Genomic DNA, 20,848 nt, shown 5'->3' with positions numbered 1-20,848 from the left:
AAGAAGCCGAAACAGAGTTTCGGCTTCTAACATCAAGAATTAAGCGTTTTCGCTTTCTGTTGCAGTGTTAGCAACACGGGTGATATTGGCACCCAGCGCAGACAACTTATCTTCAATCTTCTCGTAACCACGATCGATGTGGTAAATACGATCAACAAAAGTTTCACCTTGAGCAATGCAACCTGCAATCACAAGGCTTGCCGATGCACGTAGGTCTGTCGCCATCACTTGAGCCCCACTCAAGCTATCTACGTCACCACACACGACCGTGTTACCTTCGATCTCTGCTTTAGCTCCCATGCGCATCAGCTCTGGTACATGCATAAAACGATTTTCAAAGATGTTTTCGGTGATGATGCCGCCGCCTTTCGCCATCATATTTAGCAACGTAAACTGAGCTTGCATATCCGTCGGGAACCCCGGGTGTGGTGCGGTACGAATGCTCACTGCTTTTAACTCGCGATTGGTCATATCGACACTGATCCAATCATCGCCAGTTTCGACATCCGCTCCAGCTTCTTCTAGCTTCGCTAACACCGCTTCGAGCAGGTGAGCGTGTGTGTTGCGACAAACGACTTTACCACCAGAAACAGCAGCGGCGACCAGGAAAGTACCCGTTTCAATACGATCTGGGACGACAGAGTGCTTACCACCACCAAGGCGCTCTACACCTTCGATAGTAATGGTATCCGTGCCCGCGCCCGACACTTTCGCGCCAAGAGCATTCAAGAAGTTAGCAGTATCTACAATCTCTGGCTCACGCGCTGCGTTATCAAGTACCGTCGTACCTTCAGCAAGTGTCGCAGCACACATAACCGTAATGGTTGCGCCAACACTGACCTTATCCATCACAACGTGAGCGCCTTTCAGGCGACCGTCTACACTGGCTTTTACATAACCGTCTTCCAACACGATCTTGGCACCAAGCTGCTCAAGACCATAGATGTGCAGATCAACAGGGCGTGCACCGATGGCACAACCACCAGGTAGTGACACCTGACCATGACCAAAGCGAGCAACCAATGGACCAAGAGCCCAAATAGAGGCACGCATTGTTTTCACCAAATCGTAAGGAGCGCAGTACTCATCAATGCCACTCGCATCCACATGGACTGAACCGTTACGCTTAACTTTTGCACCCAAACGAGAAAGCAGTTCCATCGTGGTATCGATATCACGCAGCTTGGGTACATTGGCAACTTCAACAGGCTCTTCCGCTAAAATGGAAGCAAATAAAATAGGCAGCGCAGCATTCTTTGCGCCTGAAATGGTCACTTCACCACTAAGTGGTTTGTCTGACCCAACAACTCGAAACTTTTCCATTGTAAACCTTATAGTGACATCAACTTCTTATCACGAGCCCACTCATCTGGAGTGTAGGCCTTGATAGAGACCGCATGAATGTCATTGCGTTGGATATATTCCATCAGAGGTCCGTAGATTAGCTGCTGCTTTTTGACACGGCTCATGCCGTCAAAGCAAGCGTCAACAGCGATAACTTCGTAGTGGCTCCCCTCGCCCTTTACATGCACTTCCTCTAGTTGCAACGCGTCTGCTAACAGCTGCTGTACTTTTGCACTATCCACAATTCACCTCTAAATCTAATTCTGTATGTGTTTCGCGAGCAATTTATCCACATTGCTCAAGCGAAAGAGTGTGCCTAAGTCTTTTGGCACAAAGGAGAGCATTATATGGCAATTTTCCGTTTTTGCATGCTCTAATAAGTGGATTAACATCACCATCCCGGCTGAATCTACCCGCTCTACTCGACTAAGATCAACCAAGTAGCCTTTTTCTGTTGGCTTCCAAGATGAAAGGGATGCCCACAAATCCGGCACAGTGAAGCGATCGAGCACTCCACTAAAGCAAATAACACCAGCGTCAATCGACCAGTTACTCATGACTAGTTTGCTGCTTTTTGTACAGGCAATTGAGCCTGTCGAGCCAACTCTTTAGTCACCGCAGGTAGCCCCTGACGACGCACTTCCCCCAGCCACTCAGACTGTTTGCTCGATAATAAGCTCACACCTTCAGCGATGATATCAAATGCCGCCCAGTCACCACTCTTCTCTTTACGAAGCTTAAACTCGAGTAAAATATTGGGATTTGGTGCATCTAAAATAGTCACTTTCACCCCAGTAATTCTGTCCGACTCCGCCACTTGGGGTGGCGCACCAAACTGTACCTGTTGTTCAGAGTATTGAGTGAGAATCTGAGCGTATGACGTCACCATATAGTCTTTAAATGCCTCAATGAACGCCAACACATCCTCACGAGGGTTTTTCTTCACCTCTGAACCCAATAGCTTAAGTGCGCTGTAGCGATAATTGACGTAAGGCAACAGCTCTTCTTCCACTACCGTCTTGAGATGATTTGGGTCTTGCTCTATCAAGGACTGGTCCTGACGAAGTCGCTCAAAAGACTTGTCAGCGACGGTCACTATCATTTGATAGGGATCTTTACGATCCACGTCTTGGGCTTGTGTGGCAAAAGCCAACAGAAACAGCATCAACGTGATTACTCTTTTCATCTTAATCCCCTCTACGACTCATCACCGCCAACGCGATAGATCATTTGGCCAATCAAATCTTCCAGCACTAAAGCCGATTTCGTGTCTTCAATAAGATCACCATCAACCAGCATCTCTTCATCATCGAAAACAAACCCCGGCACGAGGCTTAGGTATTGCTCACCAATAAGCCCTGATGTCAGTACCTGTACACTGGAGGTATCTGGAAACTGGTCATAACGCTGATCAATCGCCATGGTCACGACAGGTGTTAAGTTGGCTGGGTCTAAATCTATCGCAGTAATACGACCAATCACTACACCGCCCACTTTGACGGGTGCGCGTACCCGCAAGCTGCCTATATTGTCAAACTTGGCTTTCAGCGCGTAAGTATCCGCCCTTCCGATACTCTTTACGTCAGCGATTTGAAAGATTAATACTAAAATTGCCACAACGGCTGCGATGACAAAGCACCCCACTGCGAACTCTGTTTTTCTTGTATTTCTCATAACATCAATTACCAAACATTAAAGCCGTCAATACAAAGTCTAGACCGAGAACCAATAAAGAGGCGTTCACCACCGTTTTTGTTGTCGCTTGGCTAATCCCCTCAGAGGTTGGAACACAGTCGTAACCATTAAACAGAGCAATCCAGGTGACAGCAAAAGCAAACACCACAGATTTAATCAGCCCATTACCGATGTCATAGCTCAACTGCACCGAGGACTGCATCGCCGCCCAAAAACTGCCTCGATCGATACCCTTCCAATCGACACCGACGACTTCTCCGCCCCATATACCCACCACGATAAAAATGGCAGCAAGCATCGGCATCACTATCACTCCAGCCCAAAAACGAGGCGCGATGACCCTTCTAAGAGGGTCGACCGCCATCATCTCCATGCTTGATAGCTGCTCGGTCGCCTTCATCAAGCCGATTTCTGCCGTCAATGCAGAGCCCGCTCTGCCAGCAAAAAGCAGCGCAGTCACCACGGGACCAAGCTCTCGCAGTAGGGAAAGGGCCACCATCTGGCCAAGGTTGGTCTCTGCGCCATAGTCCACCAGCACTACGTAGCCCTGAAGGCTCAACACCATGCCAATAAAAGCACCTGAGACCACAATAATGGCGAGAGATTGCACACCGAGTGCGTAACACTGTTTAACGACAAGAGGGAAGCTCTTCATAAACTGAGGCTTGGCAAATAGCACCTGCAGTAACATCAACATAGAACGGCCAAGTGTCTGCACCACATGCATGGTGCTATTACCTATATGCTCAACTGACACCCACAACCATCGCCTCATAAAAATAACCCCTGCTCAATCGGTGGCGCAGGATAAGCAAATGGAACTGGCCCATCCGCCGCCCCATCCAAAAACTGACGGACTTTCTCATCAACGCTGTCGATCAATGCCTTTGGGGTACCTTGCGCTATAATTTTGCAGTCCGCCAGAATGTAAGCATAGTCTGCAATTTCAAACACTTCCGGCACATCATGTGACACAACGATGCTAGTAATCCCTAACGTACGATTTAGCTTGGCGATCAGCTCAACCAGCACGCCTTTCGTCATGGGGTCTTGACCAACAAACGGCTCGTCATACATTACGATATCCGGGTCAAGGGCGATCGCGCGGGCAAGCGCGACACGCCGAGCCATCCCACCCGAAAGCTCACTCGGCATCAGCTCTGCCGCGCCTCGTAACCCCACCGCCTCAAGCTTGAGCAGCGTTAGGGTGTGAATCAGTTTCTCATCAAGCTGGGTATGCTCTCGAATAGGAAAGGCCACATTGTCAAAAACGGATAAGTCGGTGAATAGAGCCCCTGACTGAAACAGCATTCCCATTTTTCCCCGCAGCCGATACAGGGCTCGACGATTGAGCTCAGACAAGTCGTGTCCCTCAACAACAACTCGACCACTATCTGGCAGTAACTGACCGCCAATCAGCTTAAGAAGTGTGGTTTTGCCAATACCTGAAGGACCGAGTATGGCAGTAATTTTTCCTCGTTCGATATCGAGGTTGAGCCGATCAAAAATCACTCGCTCACCACGATAAAAGGTCATGTTATCAACCGAGATATAAGATTTATCACTCATATGAGCCTAACCGTTCCCTGTTTTGCGAACTCATGTTTGTAGCATAAACCCTTTTTTTATATTTAGCCTCTCGACTATTCAATGATTTACATAAGCTGAGTGAATCAGAAATTAATTGACGCGGTTGCTTCACTTTTGCCCGACAAACGTTCAAAATTAGGCGTTATTATTTTAAAAACTTAGGGAACATCATGATTGAAGCAGTTGCTTTCCTTGTCCTCGGACTGATTTTTCTAGTCTGGAGTGCAGACAAGCTAGTCTTCGGTGCAGCGGCACTCGCGAGAAATGTCGGTATTTCACCGCTAGTCATCGGCATGACAATCTTAGCTATGGGCTCTTCTGCTCCCGAAATGATGGTTTCTGCAACTGCCGCTTTAGAGGGTAAAACTGACACAGCTGTCGGTAATGTGATTGGCTCAAATATTGCCAACATCGCCTTAATCCTGGGTATTACTGCGATGATTAAGCCTCTTTCCATCAGTTCAGCAGTGCTCAAACGCGAATTGCCACTGATGATCGTTGTCACTCTGATCTGTGGTGCTATCGTCTGGGACGGCTACCTAGGTTTTAGTGAAGGTATTCTGCTTGTTGTCCTATTCGCACTGTTTATTCTTACCATGCTCTACATTAGCAAAAAAGAGCAATCTAAGGGCGATGTCCTGCTAGAAGAGCAGGAGTCTGAAATCCCGGATGGTGTCAGTAACGGTAAAGCCGCAATGTGGGTTGTGATTGGCTTGATTATCTTGCCGCTTGCCGCTGACACACTCGTCAATAACGCGGTCGTTATTGCGACTTACATGGGTATGAGCGATCTGGTTATCGGTCTCACTATCATCGCAGTGGGAACGAGTCTACCTGAGCTAGCCGCATCACTGGCCGGCGTAATAAAAGGCGAAGACGATATGGCGGTAGGTAATATCATCGGCTCCAACGTTTTCAATATCCTCGCCGTAATGGGGATACCTGGCCTTCTAAACCCATCTATGGTGAGCGAGCTCGTGATGGGGAGAGACTACTGGGTAATGCTCGCGGTAAGTCTGCTGTTAGTCGTAATGGCTTTGGGCAAGTCACGCAGCATCAATCGCACCGAGGGTGTGGTACTTTTCCTCATTTTTGTTGGCTACCAAGCCTACCTCATCATGAACATGACAGCCTAAGTTGGTAATGTATATTATGTCTCAATTTGATTACAAATCAGTGGCAAACAAGGTCATTGATATTGAGCTTCAAGCTATCGAGCACCTCAAACAGTACGTAAACGACGACTTTACAGCCGCTTGTGAAATGATTCTTTCTTGTCAGGGCAAAGTTGTCGTGATGGGAATGGGTAAATCTGGGCATATTGGCAAAAAGATTGCGGCCAGCTTTGCCAGCACAGGCACCTCTTCTTTTTTTGTTCATCCGGGTGAAGCGGCTCATGGTGACCTAGGTATGATCGAGTCAGGTGACATTGTGTTAGCCATTTCAAACTCGGGGGAATCAAGTGAAATTCTTAGCCTGTTCCCTGTGTTAAAAAGGCTCAACAACAAGATCATCAGCATGACAGGTAAGCCTAGTTCTTCAATGGCAAATCTGTCTGATATCCACCTGCAAATTACGGTTCCTCAAGAGGCTTGCCCACTCGGCCTAGCGCCAACATCAAGCACAACGGCAACCTTAGTCCTCGGCGATGCATTGGCAGTATCTCTTCTCGAAGCTCGCGGCTTTACAGCACAAGACTTTGCTCTGTCGCACCCAGGGGGCGCACTAGGAAGAAAGCTTCTGCTTAAACTCTCGGATATCATGCACTCAGGCGACAAGCTGCCCAAAGTCACGGCAGATACTCTGATTCGAGATGCACTACTGGAAATCAGCCAAAAAGGCCTTGGCATGACTGCCGTGGTTGATGAAAAGCAACGCCTAACGGGTATTTTCACCGATGGTGATCTACGCCGAATTCTTGATAAACGCATCGACATTCACACCACGCAAATTGGTGAAGTCATGATTGCCAATCCGACATCTGTCTCGCCAGATCTACTGGCTGCCGAAGGGGTCAATATCATGCAGGAGAAATCGATTAACGGTTTGCTATTATGTAATGATGATGGCGAGCTGGTTGGCGCGCTTAACATGCTTGATATGCTGCGTGCAGGAGTGATGTAATGAGCACACAAATAGAGACTCTCTACGGCCCTGTGTCTAGCGACATTATTGCTATTGCAAAGCAGATTAAGCTGCTTATCTGTGATGTAGACGGCGTTTTTTCTGATGGCCTTGTCTACATGGGCAATGATGGCGAAGAGCTAAAAACGTTTCATACTCGTGACGGCTACGGTGTAAAATCGCTAATGAGCGCAGGCGTTGAAATTGCCATCATAACAGGCCGCCAATCAAAGATCGTTGAGAACCGCATGTCGGCACTGGGCATCAAGCTTATCTATCAAGGCCAAGATGACAAAATCAAAGCCTATCAAGATATTTGCAGTAAGCTGGACATTGCTCCTGAACATACTGGGTATATTGGTGATGACCTCATTGACTGGCCTGTGATGGAGCGTGTGGCTTTGAAAGTCTGTGTCGCCGATGGACACCCACTACTCGTTCAACGTGCCAATTATGTTACTAAGATCAAAGGAGGCCACGGCGCAGTGCGTGAGGTGAGCGATCTTATCCTGCAAGCGAAAGGAGAGCTGGAGCAGCATAAAGGACTGAGCATATGACCTTATCTCGAGCAGCGCACATACTGCTGGTGATGATTATCTTTTTTTGCGGCTACTATCTGCTGCAAGAAGAGGAGGGTTACGACATTCAGGTTTCTCCCGATGAAGAACTGCCGCTCTTTAGCGGAAAGAACATGTCGAATACGGCTTATACCCAAGACGGTGTTCGCAACTACGAAATAACCTCCACTCACTTAGAGTATTACGCCAAAAGTGGCGATACCGTTTTTGAGAGCCCTGTACTGCGCATCTACAAAGACGGTCAAGTGCTCGAGTGGGAAATTAGTGCTCGTCGAGCCAAGCTAAATGAAGACCATGTTTTGGTTCTCTATGACAAGGTGATTGCAAAGAACTTGCTACCCACCTCTAGCTTTGACACTATGGCGACAGAAAAACTGAATATTCAGCTAGATGCGCGGGATTTTTGGGCTGATCAAACGGTCAGACTCAATGGACCTCAATTTATCACTCGAGGCCAAGCGATGAAGGGTAACTTCAAAGACAACACCGCCACTCTCTATGAACATGTGCAAGGTAGATATGAAACTCTCACACCTTAGTCTTATGGCTTGCTTGATGATATCAGCACCCGCTCTCGCCTTATCAACCGACAGCGAGCAGCCGATCTACATCGACTCAGACAGCCAACAGCTTGATATGCAAAGCAACAAAGTGACCTTTGCTGGTGACGTAAAGTTGAAGCAAGGCAGCATCAATATCAATGCTGACAGAATTATTGTCACACGCGACCCTGCCGATGGCGCGATTAAAGAGATTGAAGCTTTCGGTCAATTAACGACCTTTTCCCAGCTAACTGATGATGGAAACACCCTCTATGGCGAAGCGGAAGAGCTCAATTACAACATGAGAACGGACGAGTTGCTCATGCTGAAAAGAGCCATGCTTTCTCAAGATGGAAGTCAAATTAGTGGTGATAAGATACGTTACAAAATATCGCAGCAAAAGCTCATCGCTGATGGCGCACAAACAGGCGGTCGCGTATCTACCGTTCTTCAGCCACCTGCTAAGAGTGAATAGTTAATGGCAGTATTAAAAGCAGAACACCTAGCAAAAAGCTATAAAGCACGCAAAGTGGTGTCTGATGTAAGTTTACAAGTCGAGTCTGGACAGATTGTAGGTCTCCTTGGCCCTAATGGTGCAGGAAAAACGACCTCGTTTTACATGATTGTTGGCCTGGTTGCCCGTGATGAAGGTTCAATTACGATCGATGACCAAGATATCAGTATCTTGCCTATGCATAGCCGCTCTCGCATGGGTATCGGCTACTTGCCGCAAGAGGCCTCTATCTTTCGCAAGCTTTCGGTTGAAGATAACATCATGGCGGTACTAGAGACTCGTGATGAGCTCTCACGCGAAGAAAAACAAGACCGTCTTGAAGATTTATTAGATGAGTTCCACATTCAGCACATCAGAAAAAGTGCTGGTATGGCACTCTCGGGTGGTGAGCGACGCCGCGTAGAAATTGCACGAGCACTCGCAGCTAACCCACAGTTTATATTGCTCGATGAACCGTTTGCTGGTGTCGACCCGATTTCGGTGATCGACATTAAGAAAATTATCGAGCATCTTAAGGAGCGTGGCCTCGGTGTATTGATCACCGACCACAACGTACGCGAGACTCTCGACGTGTGTGAAAAAGCCTATATTGTAAGTCAGGGACGTCTCATCGCAGAAGGTACACCGGATCAAGTACTGAATAATGCCGAGGTGAAACAAGTTTATCTTGGTGAGCAATTCCGTCTATGATTACAAGGAAGGGCGATAAAAATGACAATAAGGTGAGCACGACTGAATGAAACCTTCACTACAACTCAAGCTAGGTCAACAATTAGCAATGACACCCCAGTTGCAGCAAGCAATACGCCTACTGCAACTCTCGACGCTCGATCTGCAACAAGAAATTCAAGAAGCGTTAGACTCAAACCCTCTACTTGAAGTAGAAGAAGGGGGCGCTGACGACACTTCGGATGCTAACTCGACAGATAACACCGAGGCAAAAGCAAGCAGCAATGAGAGCGATGCAACTGCTGATGTTTCCGAGCCTGAGATGAAGGACAGTTCAGACCTTATTGAAAAGTCAGAAATCAGTAACGACCTAGAAATCGATACCACCTGGGACGATGTTTACAGTGCCAATACTGGCAACACTGGTATAGCGCTCGATGATGACGCGCCAATCTATCAGGGTGAAACGACGGAATCTCTGCACGACTACCTATTATGGCAGCTAGACCTGACTCCTTTCTCAGATACCGACCGCTCCATCGCGTTGGCTATTATTGAAGCCGTTGATGACTACGGCTACCTAACACTATCAACCCAAGAGATCCTCGACAGCTTCGAGAATGAAGAGATCGAACTCGATGAGATTGAAGCGGTCAAAAAACGCGTTCAGCGCTTTGACCCGCTAGGCGTTGCTTCGGCGAATCTGCAAGAGTGCTTGCTTTTACAACTCTCAGTGCTGCCACAAGATACGCCTTGGCTCGAAGAAGCCAAACTGGTTCTAACCGATCATGTTGACCAACTCGGTAATCGCGACTACAAATTGATCATCAAAGAAACAAAGATCAAAGAGCCGCAACTAAGAGAAGTATTATCACTGATTCAACAACTTGATCCTCGCCCTGGCAGCCGTATCACGCCGACGCATGCAGAGTATGTCATCCCCGATGTTTCGGTATTTAAAGACCATGGTAAATGGGTAGTCACCATCAATCCTGACAGTGCACCTCGCCTCAAGGTTAATCAGCAATACGCAGGAATGGCACGCGGCAACAGTGCGGATAGCCAGTACATTCGGAGCAATTTGCAAGAGGCGAAGTGGCTAATTAAGAGCCTAGAAAGTCGAAACGAGACGCTGCTCAAAGTTGCTAAATGTATAGTTGAACATCAACGCGATTTCTTTGAGTATGGCGAAGAAGCCATGAAACCAATGGTACTTAACGATGTTGCCATGGCGGTCGATATGCACGAATCCACCATTTCTCGCGTCACTACGCAGAAGTTCATGCATACACCTCGCGGCATTTTTGAACTGAAGTATTTCTTCTCCAGCCACGTCAGTACTGACAATGGCGGAGAGTGTTCATCCACTGCAATCCGAGCCCTAATTAAAAAGCTTGTGGCAGCTGAGAATCCAGTAAAACCACTAAGTGATAGCAAGATTGCAGCCCTACTCGCTGACCAAGGAATCCAGGTCGCAAGGCGTACGATCGCAAAATATCGCGAATCGCTAGGTATTGCCCCATCGAGTCAGCGGAAACGCCTGCTTTAAAGGCCCTAACTGAGAAGGAAAGTCTATGCAAATCAACCTTAATGGCCACCATGTTGACCTAACCGATTCACTGCAAGACTATGTGAACACCAAGTTCGAGAAACTCGAGCGATTCTTTGATCATATAAACAATGTTCATGTGGTTTTACGTGTTGAAAAAAACCGTCAAATCGCAGAAGCTACCCTTCACGTAAATCAAGGCGATATCCATGCGGCAGCTGAAGACGAAAGCATGTACGCGGCAATCGATGCCTTGGTCGACAAACTTGTCAGACAACTCAATAAGCACAAAGAAAAGCTAAGTAGCCATTAATAATGCAATTAAGCGAAGTACTCACTCTGGACTGCACGAAAAGTGCAGTCCCTTGCACGAGCAAAAAACGTGCACTAGAACTCATCAGCGAACTGGTCGCTGAAAAAACTGGCATTAGCTCTACAGAGCTATTTGAATGCATGCTCAGCCGCGAAAAGATGGGCAGTACTGGCATTGGAAATGGTATCGCCATTCCCCATGCTCGTATGCAATCAACAGATAACGCCATAGCCGTTCTCATTCAGTGCCAAGACCCTATCGAGTTTGATGCCATCGACAATCGCCCTGTTGATATCCTGTTTGCCCTCCTTGTACCTGATGCACAGTGTAAAGAACATTTAAAGACATTGTCATCAATGGCCGAGCGTTTAAATGATAAACAGGTTCTAAAACAACTTCGTAATGCTCAAAGTGACCAAGAGCTTTACGACATTATGATCAGTGGTTAAAGAACCGTCATGAGACTCATTATTGTCAGCGGCCACTCCGGGGCCGGGAAAAGCGTCGCACTGCGCGTCTTAGAAGATATTGGTTATTACTGTGTCGACAACTTACCCGTAGATTTGTTGCCCCCTTTTGTGGAGTCCATTAAAGAGAGTAAACAGAATGTCGCGGTCAGTATTGATATTCGCAACCTACCGGAAAACACGGCCGATCTTGAAAAGCAGATCGACGCTTTCAAATCTCAAGCCGACCTTAATGTCCTGTTTTTAGATGCCTCTAAAAGCACGCTACTTAAACGCTATAGTGAGACTCGCCGACTACATCCACTATCGCAAAAAAGCACTCGCCTCTCTCTTGAGCAAGCAATAGACAAAGAGAAAACGCTACTTGCTCCCATCAAAGAGATGTCCGATCTTGTCATCGATAGCAGCGACAAATCACTGCATGAACTCAGTGAAACCGTTCGTCTGCGCGTTGAAGGCCGTGATCGCAAAGAGCTCGTCATGGTCTTTGAGTCGTTCGGCTTCAAATATGGCCTACCCTCTGATGCTGACTATGTGTTTGACGTACGCTTTTTGCCAAATCCACACTGGGTTCCAGAGCTGCGACCGATGACAGGTCTCGATGCACCAATCCGCTCTTTCTTAGAACAACATCAAGATGTGCTTGAACTTAAGCAGCAGATTCAAGGCTTTGTAGAGCGCTGGCTGCCTGCGCTGGAAATTAACAATCGTAGCTATGTAACTGTTGCTATCGGCTGTACAGGTGGCAAACACCGCTCCGTCTACCTCACTGAGCAGGTAGGTGAATACTTCAAGCAACTTGGTAAAACCGTACAAATTCGCCATACCTCGCTTGAGAAAAATACAGGTTAAACCATGACTCATACTCAAACCGTTCGAATTGAGAATCGTCTCGGCCTACACGCCCGTGCTGCGGTCAAGTTAGTCGAGCTAGCACAGGCTTACTCTGCTACGATTACCATTCGTAACCCAGAGGGCAAAGAAGCGATCGCCGACAGTGTTATGGGCCTGCTGATGCTTGAATCCGCACAAGGTCAAGACGTCACCATCATGGCTGAAGGCGAGCAGAGTGAAGAGGCACTCAATGCCATCTGCAATCTAATTCAGCACAAGTTTGATGAAGAAGATTAACTCTCTCAAAGAATTAAGCTAAAATTCAACGCATTAAAAGAATCTAAATTTAGGGGGAATCTATGGGCGAACAAATAGAATTCGACCAAGCTCATCAAACCCTCCAAGAAATCTCTGAAGCATTAGAAAACGGTCGCTTTGTTCATGTAAGACGTCAGCTACAGGACATGGAGCCGGAAGATATTGCCCACCTTCTTGAGGCCTCTCCACGTAAAAGCCGTGATGTTCTTTGGCAATTAACCGACCCTGAAGACTACGGTGAAATCCTCGACGAGCTGAGTGAAGATGTCAAAGATGCGCTTGTGTCCAAAATGGCACCCGAGACCCTTGCTGAAGCGACAGAGGGCATGGACACCGATGACGTTGCTTACGTACTGCGAAGCCTTCCTGATGATGTCTCACGTGAAGTCCTTGACCAAATGGACACAGCAGAGCGCCTGCGCGTTGAAACTGCACTGTCATACCCAGAAGACACTGCCGGTGGCTTGATGAACACCGACGTTATCACCATTCGTGGTGACGTTGTTGTGGATGTGGTTCTACGCTACTTGCGTATGAAAGGAGAGCTGCCGGAGGCCACTGATGCCTTGTATGTCATCGATGAAGAGAGCCTGCTGATTGGCCACCTTCCACTGACGAGCCTTCTCACCGCTCAGCCCGATACGCCAGTAACCGAGGTGATGGATGACGCGGATGAAGCGATTTCGGTGATCACCAGTGCCTCCGATGTCGCGAGTCTGTTCGAGCGACGCAACTGGGTTTCTGCGCCAGTCATTGATGAGAACTTACACCTCGTTGGCCGTATCACGATCGATGACGTAGTCGATGTTATCCGTGAAGATGCCGAGCACTCAATGATGAGTATGGCGGGTCTAGATGATGACGAAGATACCTTTGCACCGGTCGTTAAATCCGCCCGTAAACGTAGTGTTTGGCTTGGGGTAAACGTGTTAGCGGCGCTCGCGGCAGCCTCGGTTTCCAACATGTTTGAAGCCACGCTAGAGCAGATGGCTGCGATTGCCGTTTTGATGACCATTGTTCCTTCTATGGGCGGGGTAGCCGGTAACCAAACCGTTGCCCTAGTAATCCGAGGCCTTGCACTTGGTCACATCGGTGATGCCAACAAACGCGAGCTTCTAATGAAAGAAGCGGCTATCGGTCTTCTCAACGGTATATTGTGGGCGTTGATTATCGGTGCGATCGTGATTGTCTGGAAAGGGGAGTGGATGCTTGGGGGCATTATTGCCGCCGCGATGCTGACTAACCTTCTGGTTGCTGGTGTTGCAGGTGTGACCATCCCTATTCTGTTGAAGAAGATGAACATCGACCCTGCCTTAGCCGGCGGTATGGCCCTCACAACCTGTACTGATGTGATCGGTCTTTCCGTCTTCTTAGGTCTCGCGACCCTATTTATCTAAGGCTTTGATGCAATCAATCAAAAACCCCTGATAGTCACCTATCAGGGGCTCTCTTATTCAACTGCTCGACAGCCGCTATGGCTTTATACCATTATTCGCCTGCGATTTTCATCGACTCCAACAAAATTGAGCCAGTCTGAATTTGCGAGCGCTCTTCGACATCAGTGCCCACAGCAACGATATTACTCAGCATCTCTTTCAAATTACCTGCGATGGTGATCTCCGAGACAGGGTATTGGATAACGCCATTTTCAACCCAGAAACCTGCCGCGCCACGAGAGTAGTCACCTGTCACGGTATTCACGCCCTGCCCCATGACCTCAGTCACCAATAAGCCCGTACCCAGCTCTTTGAGCATCTGCTCGTAACTATGACCGGTCGATTTCACAAACCAGTTATGAATACCGCCCGCATGACCCGTTGGGTCCATCTTCATTTTACGCGCGGCATAGCTGGTAAGAAGATAAGTTGCCAATACGCCATCAGTGATGATCTGACGATCTTGAGTCACAACACCTTCACTATCAAATGGGCTGGATGCCAAGCCACGCAGAACATGTGGCTTCTCTTCAACTTGGAACCAATCAGGAAGAATCTTCTCTCCTAAATGATCGAGCAAGAATGACGCTTTGCGGTATAGGTTACCGCCACTGATCGCCATCACAAGGTGACCCATTAGGCCGGTTGCTACATCAGCAGCAAACATCACTGGGTATTCACCCGTCGGCACACGGCGAGGGTCAAGACGGTTAACGGTTTGCTCAGCGGCTAAACGGCCGACTTTTTCTGGCGACCACAGCGCATCTTTGTGGCGAGCGACGGTATAGCTATAATCACGCTCCATTTCACCACTGTCACCCTGGCCAATCACACAGCAACTAATGCTATGACGACTGCTTGGATAGCTTGCTAGCAGGCCATGACTATTGCCGTAGACCTTAACTCCATAGTGGCTATCATAGCTAGCACCATCACTTTGTTTGATCTTGCTATCAAATGACAGCGCAGCCTCTTCCGCTTGAATAGCAAGTTTCGCTGCGTAGTCTGGATCAGGCGTCTCTGGGTGGAAAAGATCAAGATCGGGGATCTCTTTGACTAAAAACTCTTTATCTGCCGGCCCTGCACACGGATCTTCCGAGGTGTACTGAGCGATATCAAGTGCGGCTAATACCGTTTGCTCAATCGCAGCTTCACTTAGATCTGAAGTAGATGCACTTCCCTTGCGTTGACCGCGATATACGGTAATCCCGAGCGCACCATCACTGTTAAACTCAACGTTCTCAACCTCACAGCCGCGCGTTGATACGCTCAGACCTGTTGACTTACTGATCGCAACTTCCGCCGCATCAGATTGCTTTGAGGCAAGCTCTAAGGCTTTGGCGACTGCACTTTCCAAGTGTTTACGTTGCTCGGCAACTTGCTGTTTTACATCCATCTTCATTTCATCAGTTTGCTTTTATTAATCCAAGAATAACAAGAATTTCGCTTTCTCCCCACGATTGTTGTTAAAATACCTCTATAGATCGATAAAAAAGGCATTGAACATGGCTCGTAAGAATCAAAAAGCGCCCTGGGAACCAGAAGAAGAGATTATCTGGGTAAGTAAAACCGAGTTGAAGCGTGACATGGAAGAGTTACAGAAACTAGGTGAAGAACTGGTCAACCTGAAACCATCAGTGCTGGAAAAGTTTCCACTGAGTGATGACCTTCGTGATGCAATCAAAGATGCGCAACGCTTCAATAAAGAAGCTCGCCGTCGCCAGATTCAATACATTGGTAAGATCATGCGTAATGAAGATCCAGAGCCACTGCAAGCCGCTCTGGACAAAGTGCGTAACAAGCACTCTCAAGCAACGGCTGAACTGCACAAGCTTGAGCTACTTCGCGACCGTGTTGTCGAAGAGGGTGACAGTGCAATCTCTGATGTGATGGCGCAGTTCCCATCGGCGGACCGTCAACGTCTACGTCAACTTGCTCGACAAGCGGCGAAAGAGAAGAAAGCAGACAAACCTGCTAAGGCATTCCGCGAGATCTTCCAAGTGCTCAAAGAGCTTAACGAAGACGCGTAATTATCCGTTCCCCGCTCACAACGCGGGGATTTTTTTGCCTAGAGTATGACTTCACGAGCGTTGACCGTAGCCCCAGCGAGGCACTAGCCCCTGTTCAACACCTAAATGATCTAAGATGCGTGCCACCATAAAATCAATCAGATCATCGATCGTTTTGGGCTGATGATAAAATCCAGGGGCAGCAGGCATAATGGTCACCCCCATTTGCGACAGCTTGTGCATGTTCTCAAGGTGTAAGGTCGAGAACGGGGTTTCTCTTACCACCAGCAGCAGTTGACCGCGCTCTTTTAACACCACATCTGCCGCGCGCTCGATCAGGTTATCCGACATACCATGAGCGATCGCCGCAACACTACCTACCGAGCACGGGCAAACCACCATCTGTTTCGGTGCTGCTGAACCCGAAGCAACCGGTGAAAACCAGTCCTCTTTACCACACACCACCAATTTATCTGCCGGGCATTTTAGATGTTCAACCAGAGCTTTGTGCGCCGCGTCGGGGCCACTTGGCAGCTTTAAGCCATGCTCAGTAGCCAGCACCACTCGCGCCGCTGAGGAGATGATCAGATAGACTTGATAGTCAGCGGCTAATAAGCACTCAAGAAGGCGCAGTCCATAAGGAGCGCCAGAGGCTCCTGTGAATGCGAGTGTGAGCGCTTTATTGTTTGCTTGAAATTGGGTTGTCACAAATTACTTCTCTTTTAGTGCGTGTAGGAGCTTGCCATGAATGCCCTCAAAGCCACCATTGCTCATCACTAGGATATGATCACCCTCTTGAGCTTTGGCAACAATCTGCGCCACAAGATGATCAATATTCTCACTGGTATAAGCCTCCTGTGAGCACTGCTGAGCCACATCGTCAACCGACCAATCGATTGAATCAGGCTGAAAGATAAAGACACTGTCTGCGGCAGAAAGAGAAGTGGCTAACGTCTCTTTGTGCACACCACGCTTCATGGTTGCGGATCTCGGCTCGAGTACTGCAATAATCTTATCTGCCCCGACCTTGTTACGTAGGCCGCCCAAAGTCAGTTCAATGGCTGTAGGATGATGGGCGAAATCATCATAAACCGTGACACCATTGACTTCACCCTTAAGCTCTAGACGACGTTTGGTGTTGATAAACTTGCCGAGCGCCTCACAGGCATGCTCTGCCGCGACCCCCACATGACGCGCTGCTGCGATCGCCATCAGCGCATTGTCCACGTTATGATCACCCACCAAGTCCCAATTGACTTGCCCAACAGTATCTCCCTGGTAAATCACTTCGAACTGACTGCCATCTTTCATCAGCTTGCTCGCCCGCCAATCACCTAGCAAGCCCGTGGACTCTGTTTCACTCCAGCAACCACGAGACAGAACATCTTCAATAGCGCTATCCGCTTTTGGTGCGAGTATGCGACCGTTACCAGGAACGGTGCGCACCAAGTGATGGAATTGACGTTTGATCGCTTCAAGATCGTCAAATATATCCGCATGATCAAACTCTAGGTTATTCATGATCAAAGTGCGTGGGCGATAATGAACAAACTTAGAGCGCTTATCAAAAAAGGCGCTGTCATACTCGTCTGCTTCCACCACAAAGAACATACTCTCACCCAGACGAGCAGACAGTCCAAAGTTACCCAGCACGCCACCCACCAAGAAACCCGGTTTGTAGCCACACTCTTCTAAGATCCAAGCAAGCATACTGGAAGTGGTAGTTTTTCCATGTGTACCAGAAACGGCTAGCACCCAACGGTCATGCAACAGAAACTCTTGCAGCCATTGCGGCCCTGAGGTGTAACGCAGGTTACGATCGAGCACATACTCGACACACGGGTTGCCGCGACTCATCGCATTGCCGATCACCACCAAGTCCGGTGCAGGTTCAAGCTGTGCTGGGTCATAACCTTGAATAATCTCAATACCCTGCTCTTCAAGCATGGTGCTCATCGGTGGGTAAACATTAGCATCTGAGCCTGTCACCTTATGACCAAGCTGGCGAGCTAGCATCGCCGCGCCACCCATGAAAGTGCCACAAATACCTAAGATATGAATGTGCATGATCGCCATCCCTGTCGATAGATTGAATTACAGCCATGATACGCGCTAATTCGGTATGAAAACGAACTCTCACCTAAAAATGGTAAACGCAAACGTTCAACTGCACAAAAAATAGACGAACAAACCAAATAATCATACAAATTGCAGGTTTGGGTAATTTATTCAATTCTCGTAATAAAAATTAAACTCTAATATTAACAGGTGAGCTTGATTCCCCATCAAGAGGCGACGCGGCTCCTCCATCTCCCCCTAAAATTAAGAGTTAAGGATCTAACATGTCAGGATTACGCACTTTAGGCGAATTCGTTGTCGAGAAACAGGCAGACTTTCCCCATGCCAGCGGCGACCTATCGTCTCTACTCGCGTCTATTCGTCTTGCTGCAAAAATCGTTAACCGTGAAATCAATAAAGCAGGCTTAGTTGATATCACGGGTGCAGTGGGCACAGAAAATGTTCAAGGCGAAGCTCAACAAAAGCTAGACCTTTACGCGAATGAGAAGTTCAAAGCAGCACTGGAAGCTCGTGACCAAGTTTGTGGCGTCGCAAGTGAAGAAGAAGATGAAACAGTCAGCTTTGACCGTGACAAAAACCAGCATGCAAAATACGTGGTGTTGATGGATCCACTTGATGGTTCATCAAACATTGATGTCAATGTGTCTGTGGGTACTATCTTCTCAATCTACCGTCGTGTATCGCCAGTAGGTACACCACCAACGCTGGAAGACTTTCTGCAACCAGGCCACAAGCAAGTGGCTGCGGGCTACGTGATCTACGGCTCTTCAACCATGCTTGTTTATACCACTGGTGCGGGCGTGAACGGCTTTACTTATGATCCTTCACTGGGCACTTTCTGCCTTTCTCATGAAAACATGATGATCCCTGACGTTGGCAAGATCTACTCGATCAACGAAGGTAACTACATCCGTTTCCCGAAAGGTGTAAAGAAGTACATCAAATACTGCCAAGAAAATGTGCCTGAAGATGGCCGTCCTTACACTTCTCGCTACATTGGCTCACTGGTCTCTGATTTCCACCGCAATCTGCTCAAAGGTGGTATCTACATGTACCCAAGTACTCAAAGCCACCCTGATGGAAAACTGCGTCTACTATACGAGTGCAACCCAATGGCATTCCTTGCTGAACAAGCGGGCGGTACGGCATCTGACGGCAAACGTCGCATCATGGATATTGACCCGAAAGAACTGCACGAGCGTGTACCCTTCTTCTGTGGTTCAAAAGAGATGGTAGCAAAAGTCGAACAGTTTATTGCAGAGAATCCTGAAGACTAATCTCCTAAAGACAAACTGCAGTTCTATGCAAGGGGCATCCAAACGGATGCCCTTTCTTTTATCTAGATGATCATCTTTGTGGTGAATTTGTCGCTCTAGTGAAATCTCATCTATAACTATCAGTACATGTTCATAATTCTACTGTTTGAAAAGGATGTTTCTCTATGAGCCTAAACCATGTTCCTGCTGGCCCTTCCCTACCTGATGACATCTACGTCATCATCGAAATCCCTGCTAATGCAGACCCAATAAAATATGAGGTAGATAAAGATTCCGGCGCGGTATTTGTTGATCGCTTTATGTCTGCACCGATGTTTTATCCATGTAACTATGGTTATGTGAACAACACCCTTTCACTTGATGGCGATCCTGTCGATGTATTGGTGCCTACCCCATACCCACTCATGCCAGGTTCAGTGATCCGCTGTCGTCCAGTCGGAGTGTTGATGATGACGGATGAATCTGGAGAAGATGCCAAAGTGTTTGCAGTGCCGCACACGAAGATTTCAAAAGAGTATGACGATATCAACGATGTCGGAGATATTCCTGCCCTTCTCAAAGCACAGATCACTCAGTTCTTCGAGCGCTACAAAGAACTAGAGGCAGGAAAGTGGGTCAAGGTTGATGGATGGCGGGATGCAGCAGCGGCAAAAGAGGAGATACTCACCTCTTTTGAACGAGCTAAAAAGTAGATCAGTAAAGTCTGCCGTGGGTGTTGGCGTTGTAACCCCACTCTGCGGCAGTCTGCCCTGATACATATTTCTGGTAATACTTAGGATCTATGTGGTCACAGACCCCCAGATAGGTGTTCCCACTTAAGCCAAGCTCAAAGGCACTTTGCTTACAGTATTCACTTCTGCCTTCCTCGTAGCCTTCACTGTATGCAGTGTAAAGTTCCGGAGTAAAATACTGATCATTGTCCAGCTCACTTAAGCGTTGCTGCGTCAGTTTGACCCAACCTTTTTCCCCCTGCTCTAGACCATATGCACGCCAGTCCGTTGCTTGGGAGCTCATCGGTGTTTCAAGTGCCGCACATCCCATGAGTAAGATAGACACCGCTAGACTCATTAACACTGAAAAACGAAATCTCATCACTAACTCTCCTGCACCTATTCAAGTATTTCCACAGAAACACTTACGTAAACACATTGCGATGGTTCATACTCGCTGAAACCAGTCTCCCGAAGCGATTTCAACATCAAGCTCCGCTGGCTGCTGATAAAGATAAATCCAAGCAAGCCCGAACGGCGTCATCATTGTTTCGCGGCGATACTCAACCGGCACATCCTCTAACAGATCAAGCTTGGCAAGCACCTCATCATCAACCCAATAGACTTCACCTTGTATACTGCTTCGGCCTGGCACAACTGCTGGGTAAGCACCAAGGTCATACAAGGCATACTCAGGCAGCGTTTCGCACATCCCAAGGTATTCACTCTGCTCGATAAAGTGGTGATTGCTTTCCCCTTTGCGTAACGTGCCATAAACAAAGACTAAGTGCTGCATACTG

General features: G+C 48.0%; 27 protein-coding genes. 15 read left to right on the top strand and 12 right to left on the bottom strand.

Annotated elements, in window-relative coordinates; translation table 11 throughout:
- Positions 1 to 39 precede the first annotated feature (39 nt).
- Genes murA through GT360_RS01965 form a run of 7 tightly spaced genes read right to left on the bottom strand, consistent with a single transcriptional unit; the run spans position 40 to position 4,608 of the window.
- Positions 40 to 1,323, bottom strand: coding sequence for a UDP-N-acetylglucosamine 1-carboxyvinyltransferase (murA, locus tag GT360_RS01995; RefSeq protein WP_164647277.1), 1,284 nt, complete (start codon positions 1,321 to 1,323; stop codon positions 40 to 42).
- An 8-nt stretch (positions 1,324 to 1,331) separates the two neighbouring features.
- The gene (ibaG, locus tag GT360_RS01990; RefSeq protein ID WP_164647276.1) at positions 1,332 to 1,586 is read right to left on the bottom strand and encodes a BolA family iron metabolism protein IbaG; all 255 of its coding nucleotides are present in this window, start codon (positions 1,584 to 1,586) and stop codon (positions 1,332 to 1,334) included.
- 15 nt (positions 1,587 to 1,601) lie between these two features.
- The gene (locus GT360_RS01985; protein WP_164647275.1) at positions 1,602 to 1,901 is read right to left on the bottom strand and encodes an STAS domain-containing protein; all 300 of its coding nucleotides are present in this window, start codon (positions 1,899 to 1,901) and stop codon (positions 1,602 to 1,604) included.
- Positions 1,902 to 1,903: 2 nt separating this feature from the next.
- On the bottom strand, positions 1,904 to 2,536 hold the full coding sequence (locus GT360_RS01980) for an ABC transporter substrate-binding protein (RefSeq protein WP_394243690.1): 633 nt from the start codon (positions 2,534 to 2,536) through the stop codon (positions 1,904 to 1,906).
- A gap of 5 nt (positions 2,537 to 2,541) precedes the next feature.
- Positions 2,542 to 3,018: an outer membrane lipid asymmetry maintenance protein MlaD gene (gene mlaD, locus GT360_RS01975; RefSeq protein WP_164647273.1), complete on the bottom strand. Its 477-nt coding sequence runs from the start codon at positions 3,016 to 3,018 to the stop codon at positions 2,542 to 2,544.
- Between the two features lie 4 nt (positions 3,019 to 3,022).
- Positions 3,023 to 3,766 carry a lipid asymmetry maintenance ABC transporter permease subunit MlaE gene (gene mlaE / locus GT360_RS01970; RefSeq protein WP_239502610.1) on the bottom strand — a complete coding sequence of 248 codons (744 nt, stop codon included), beginning with the start codon at positions 3,764 to 3,766 and terminating at the stop codon, positions 3,023 to 3,025.
- A 44-nt stretch (positions 3,767 to 3,810) separates the two neighbouring features.
- Positions 3,811 to 4,608 carry an ATP-binding cassette domain-containing protein gene (locus tag GT360_RS01965; protein ID WP_164647271.1) on the bottom strand — a complete coding sequence of 266 codons (798 nt, stop codon included), beginning with the start codon at positions 4,606 to 4,608 and terminating at the stop codon, positions 3,811 to 3,813.
- 191 nt (positions 4,609 to 4,799) lie between these two features.
- Between GT360_RS01965 and GT360_RS01960 the strand changes: the two genes are divergently transcribed.
- From GT360_RS01960 to mgtE, 12 genes are all read left to right on the top strand, one after another.
- On the top strand, positions 4,800 to 5,765 hold the full coding sequence (locus GT360_RS01960; RefSeq protein ID WP_164647270.1) for a calcium/sodium antiporter: 966 nt from the start codon (positions 4,800 to 4,802) through the stop codon (positions 5,763 to 5,765).
- Positions 5,766 to 5,781: 16 nt separating this feature from the next.
- Positions 5,782 to 6,753 carry a KpsF/GutQ family sugar-phosphate isomerase gene (locus GT360_RS01955; protein ID WP_204274541.1) on the top strand — a complete coding sequence of 324 codons (972 nt, stop codon included), beginning with the start codon at positions 5,782 to 5,784 and terminating at the stop codon, positions 6,751 to 6,753.
- The gene (gene kdsC, locus GT360_RS01950; protein ID WP_164647269.1) at positions 6,753 to 7,310 is read left to right on the top strand and encodes a 3-deoxy-manno-octulosonate-8-phosphatase KdsC; all 558 of its coding nucleotides are present in this window, start codon (positions 6,753 to 6,755) and stop codon (positions 7,308 to 7,310) included. Before GT360_RS01955 ends, kdsC begins: the two co-directional genes overlap by 1 nt.
- Entirely contained in the window at positions 7,307 to 7,870 is a 564-nt protein-coding gene (gene lptC / locus GT360_RS01945) for an LPS export ABC transporter periplasmic protein LptC (RefSeq protein ID WP_164647268.1), read from the top strand. The genes kdsC and lptC overlap by 4 nt, the downstream gene beginning before the upstream one ends.
- Entirely contained in the window at positions 7,851 to 8,348 is a 498-nt protein-coding gene (gene lptA, locus GT360_RS01940) for a lipopolysaccharide transport periplasmic protein LptA (protein WP_164647267.1), read from the top strand. Before lptC ends, lptA begins: the two co-directional genes overlap by 20 nt.
- 3 nt (positions 8,349 to 8,351) lie before the next feature.
- Positions 8,352 to 9,077 carry an LPS export ABC transporter ATP-binding protein gene (gene lptB / locus GT360_RS01935; protein ID WP_164647266.1) on the top strand — a complete coding sequence of 242 codons (726 nt, stop codon included), beginning with the start codon at positions 8,352 to 8,354 and terminating at the stop codon, positions 9,075 to 9,077.
- A 46-nt stretch (positions 9,078 to 9,123) separates the two neighbouring features.
- Positions 9,124 to 10,605: an RNA polymerase factor sigma-54 gene (locus GT360_RS01930; protein WP_164647265.1), complete on the top strand. Its 1,482-nt coding sequence runs from the start codon at positions 9,124 to 9,126 to the stop codon at positions 10,603 to 10,605.
- A 25-nt stretch (positions 10,606 to 10,630) separates the two neighbouring features.
- Complete coding sequence (hpf, locus tag GT360_RS01925) at positions 10,631 to 10,918, top strand: ribosome hibernation promoting factor (protein WP_164647264.1); 288 nt, start codon at positions 10,631 to 10,633, stop codon at positions 10,916 to 10,918.
- A 2-nt stretch (positions 10,919 to 10,920) separates the two neighbouring features.
- Positions 10,921 to 11,367, top strand: a complete 447-nt coding sequence (gene ptsN, locus GT360_RS01920) for a PTS IIA-like nitrogen regulatory protein PtsN (protein ID WP_164647263.1) — start codon at positions 10,921 to 10,923, stop codon at positions 11,365 to 11,367.
- 9 nt (positions 11,368 to 11,376) lie between these two features.
- Positions 11,377 to 12,237, top strand: a complete 861-nt coding sequence (gene rapZ / locus GT360_RS01915; RefSeq protein WP_164647262.1) for an RNase adapter RapZ — start codon at positions 11,377 to 11,379, stop codon at positions 12,235 to 12,237.
- Between the two features lie 3 nt (positions 12,238 to 12,240).
- Positions 12,241 to 12,516, top strand: a complete 276-nt coding sequence (locus tag GT360_RS01910; protein ID WP_164647261.1) for an HPr family phosphocarrier protein — start codon at positions 12,241 to 12,243, stop codon at positions 12,514 to 12,516.
- A 62-nt stretch (positions 12,517 to 12,578) separates the two neighbouring features.
- Positions 12,579 to 13,934, top strand: coding sequence for a magnesium transporter (mgtE, locus tag GT360_RS01905; protein ID WP_164647260.1), 1,356 nt, complete (start codon positions 12,579 to 12,581; stop codon positions 13,932 to 13,934).
- Between the two features lie 91 nt (positions 13,935 to 14,025).
- On the opposite strand, the gene pmbA is transcribed toward mgtE, so the two are convergent.
- Positions 14,026 to 15,369: a metalloprotease PmbA gene (pmbA, locus tag GT360_RS01900; protein WP_164647259.1), complete on the bottom strand. Its 1,344-nt coding sequence runs from the start codon at positions 15,367 to 15,369 to the stop codon at positions 14,026 to 14,028.
- Positions 15,370 to 15,478: 109 nt separating this feature from the next.
- Between pmbA and yjgA the strand changes: the two genes are divergently transcribed.
- Positions 15,479 to 16,003 (top strand): ribosome biogenesis factor YjgA, encoded by a 525-nt coding sequence (gene yjgA, locus GT360_RS01895; RefSeq protein ID WP_164647258.1) that lies wholly within the window; start codon positions 15,479 to 15,481, stop codon positions 16,001 to 16,003.
- Positions 16,004 to 16,054: 51 nt separating this feature from the next.
- Here yjgA and GT360_RS01890 read toward each other — a convergent pair whose 3' ends face one another.
- Complete coding sequence (locus GT360_RS01890) at positions 16,055 to 16,690, bottom strand: flavin prenyltransferase UbiX (protein WP_164647257.1); 636 nt, start codon at positions 16,688 to 16,690, stop codon at positions 16,055 to 16,057.
- A gap of 3 nt (positions 16,691 to 16,693) precedes the next feature.
- Complete coding sequence (gene mpl, locus GT360_RS01885) at positions 16,694 to 18,049, bottom strand: UDP-N-acetylmuramate:L-alanyl-gamma-D-glutamyl-meso-diaminopimelate ligase (RefSeq protein WP_164647256.1); 1,356 nt, start codon at positions 18,047 to 18,049, stop codon at positions 16,694 to 16,696.
- A 275-nt stretch (positions 18,050 to 18,324) separates the two neighbouring features.
- On the opposite strand from mpl, the gene fbp reads away from it, so the two are divergent.
- Both fbp and ppa read left to right on the top strand, forming a co-directional pair.
- Complete coding sequence (gene fbp / locus GT360_RS01880) at positions 18,325 to 19,338, top strand: class 1 fructose-bisphosphatase (protein WP_164647255.1); 1,014 nt, start codon at positions 18,325 to 18,327, stop codon at positions 19,336 to 19,338.
- Positions 19,339 to 19,502: 164 nt separating this feature from the next.
- The gene (ppa, locus tag GT360_RS01875; RefSeq protein WP_164647254.1) at positions 19,503 to 20,030 is read left to right on the top strand and encodes an inorganic diphosphatase; all 528 of its coding nucleotides are present in this window, start codon (positions 19,503 to 19,505) and stop codon (positions 20,028 to 20,030) included.
- 1 nt (position 20,031) lies between these two features.
- Here the strand turns inward: ppa and GT360_RS01870 are convergent, their stop codons facing one another.
- Together GT360_RS01870 and GT360_RS01865 are read right to left on the bottom strand one after the other, a co-directional pair.
- Complete coding sequence (locus GT360_RS01870) at positions 20,032 to 20,430, bottom strand: DUF2799 domain-containing protein (RefSeq protein ID WP_164647253.1); 399 nt, start codon at positions 20,428 to 20,430, stop codon at positions 20,032 to 20,034.
- A 66-nt stretch (positions 20,431 to 20,496) separates the two neighbouring features.
- Positions 20,497 to 20,844 carry a gamma-glutamylcyclotransferase family protein gene (locus tag GT360_RS01865; protein ID WP_164647252.1) on the bottom strand — a complete coding sequence of 116 codons (348 nt, stop codon included), beginning with the start codon at positions 20,842 to 20,844 and terminating at the stop codon, positions 20,497 to 20,499.
- Between the last annotated feature and the right edge of the window lie 4 nt (positions 20,845 to 20,848).

Origin of the sequence: Vibrio astriarenae, from assembly GCF_010587385.1 — a bacterium.
Lineage (GTDB): Bacteria > Pseudomonadota > Gammaproteobacteria > Enterobacterales > Vibrionaceae > Vibrio > Vibrio astriarenae.
Note: the sequence above shows the minus strand (reverse complement) of the source record. Positions and strands in the feature narration are given on the sequence as shown.